This window comes from uncultured Aquincola sp. (assembly GCF_964001545.1).
GTDB lineage: Bacteria > Pseudomonadota > Gammaproteobacteria > Burkholderiales > Burkholderiaceae_C > Aquincola.
Genome location: NZ_CAXFDV010000306.1, coordinates 1 through 2,054, shown reverse-complemented (window position 1 = coordinate 2,054; position 2,054 = coordinate 1). Strand labels below are relative to the sequence as shown.

Annotated in this window: 4 protein-coding genes; 3 read left to right on the top strand and 1 reads right to left on the bottom strand. The window is 68.7% G+C overall.

What is annotated here, in order from left to right; all coding sequences use genetic code 11:
* A partial coding sequence (locus tag ABNT58_RS10865) for a hypothetical protein (RefSeq protein ID WP_348753497.1) occupies nucleotides 1-182 on the top strand: 182 nt, incomplete at its 5' end.
* Between the two features lie 58 nt (nucleotides 183-240).
* Complete coding sequence (locus ABNT58_RS10860; RefSeq protein ID WP_348753496.1) at nucleotides 241-495, top strand: plasmid stabilization protein; 255 nt, start codon at nucleotides 241-243, stop codon at nucleotides 493-495.
* Nucleotides 496-660: 165 nt separating this feature from the next.
* Here ABNT58_RS10860 and ABNT58_RS10855 read toward each other — a convergent pair whose 3' ends face one another.
* On the bottom strand, nucleotides 661-1,455 hold the full coding sequence (locus ABNT58_RS10855; RefSeq protein ID WP_348753495.1) for an IclR family transcriptional regulator: 795 nt from the start codon (nucleotides 1,453-1,455) through the stop codon (nucleotides 661-663).
* A gap of 99 nt (nucleotides 1,456-1,554) precedes the next feature.
* Between ABNT58_RS10855 and ABNT58_RS10850 the strand changes: the two genes are divergently transcribed.
* On the top strand, nucleotides 1,555-2,054 hold a 500-nt coding region (locus ABNT58_RS10850), incomplete at its 3' end, for an MBL fold metallo-hydrolase (RefSeq protein WP_348753494.1).

Sequence of the window (2,054 nt, the reverse complement as noted above, 5' to 3'; positions counted from 1 at the left end):
GCACCCGCCTGCTGCTGGCCGATGCCGCCCTGCGCATCGCCCAGGCCGCCGCGCCCGGCGCTGCCGACGACCCTTGGCGCGCCGAACGCCTGGCCGCCGCCCGCTGGGGCCTGCTGCGCGGCGCACCCGAAGCCGTGTTCGCTTTCGGCCGGGTCAGCGCGCCGGTGGTGTTGCCGGGGTGACCTGGCGATGCGCCAGCCTCAGAATGTTGTCATTGACAGCAAGCGAGAGGCTGTGAGCATGGCAGTCTTGACCGTGAAGAACCTGCCAGACGACGTGCATCGTGCGCTGCGTGTACGAGCGGCGCAGCATGGCCGCAGCACTGAGGCAGAGGTGCGCGAAATCCTGGCCGCCGCCGTAAAGCCCCAAGGTCGAGTGCGGATGGGTGATGCCCTGGCCGCCATTGGTCGCAAGGTGGGGCTGAGCGACGAGAACGCGGCTGCGATGGGCAGACTGCGCGACAAAGAGCCCGCACAGCCGCTGAGCTTTGACTGACTGATCGCTCCATCCAGCCGTCATGGCCCGGTTGAACGAAAAGGCCGCGGAAGTCCTGTTCGTGTCGAGCGTCAGCCTGGCGGAGTTGCTGTTCGACATCCGGGCTTTGCCAGCCGGACAGTGCACGCGACACTGCGCCATATGCAGCGGCGGGCGTGCAAGTCCTCAACCCTTGGCTGGCTGCCTAGTCACCGCGCCCTCTTTCACCGGCTGCCACCCCAAGCGCCGCGACAGCCCACCGGCCACGCGCCGCAGTTCGGCCGCCAACTCGCCGTCCCAGCTGCTGTCGAAGGTGGCGCTGGGGCCGATGGCGGTGATGCTCAGCACCATCGCGCCGCGGCCGTCGAACACCGGCACCGCCAGCGCGCTGACCCCGGGCAGCGACAGGTCCACCGCCCGCGCCAGGCCGCGGCAGCGCACCTCGGCCAGTTCGTCGTCGAAGCCGGGCGGCGCCGGCTCCTGCGCCAGCAGCGGCGCGACCTCGGCCGCCGGCAGGTAGGCCGCGAACAGCCAGCCCGAGGCGGTGCCACGCATGCTCATCACGGTGCCGTGGCGCATGGCCACATGCACCGGGGAGGGCGCTTCGGCCACCCGCACGATGGTGGGCCCGCGGTTGCCCCATACCGCCAGCGCCACGGTATGGCCGGTGGTCAGCGCCAACTCGTCGGCCAGCGGCGTGGCCAGCCGCACCGGGTCGTACTGCTGCAGGCTGATCAGCCCCAGCTGCAGCGCCAGCGGCCCCAGGCCGTAGCGGCCGGTGCTGGGCTCCTGCTCCACCAGCCCCAGCTTGCCGAAGCTCACCAGGTAAGGGTGGGCCTTGGCCGGCACCATGCCGGCCTCGCGCGCCAGGTCCTTCAGCGGCATCGGCCGGCCGTGATGCGCCAGCGCCAGCAGCAGCTGGCCGCCCACCTCGATGCTCTGGATGCCCCGCGGGCCGCGTCCCTCGTCGGCGTCGTCCATGGTGTTTGTACTTATGCGAATGAGTTAGACATTATCTAACGGCTTGGCTAGCATGCTGGCATTAGATATCGTTGAACACGTTAACCTGGGTCAAACGCCATGAGCAAAGCCTTCGCCTCACAAGCCGACCTCGAAGAAAAGAAGGTCAGCTTCACCAAGCTGTCCGACAACGCCTATGCCTACACCGCCGAGGGCGACCCCAACACCGGCGTGATAATCGGTGACGACGCGGTGATGGTGCTGGACACCCAGGCCACGCCGGTGATGGCGCAGGACGTGATCCGCCGCATCCGCGAGGTGACCGACAAGCCGATCAAGTACGTGCTGATGACGCACTACCACGCGGTGCGGGTGCTGGGCGCCAGCGCCTATGGCGCCGACCACATCATCGCCAGCCAGGACACGCGCGATTTGATCGTCGAGCGCGGTGAGCAGGACAAGGCCAGCGAGATCGGCCGCTTCCCGCGCCTCTTCCGCAACGTCGAAAGCGTGCCGCCGGGCCTGACCTGGCCCACCATCACCTTCACCGGCAAGATGACGCTGTGGCTGGGCAGCCTGGAAGTGCAGCTGCTGCAACTGGGCCGCGGCCACACCAAGGG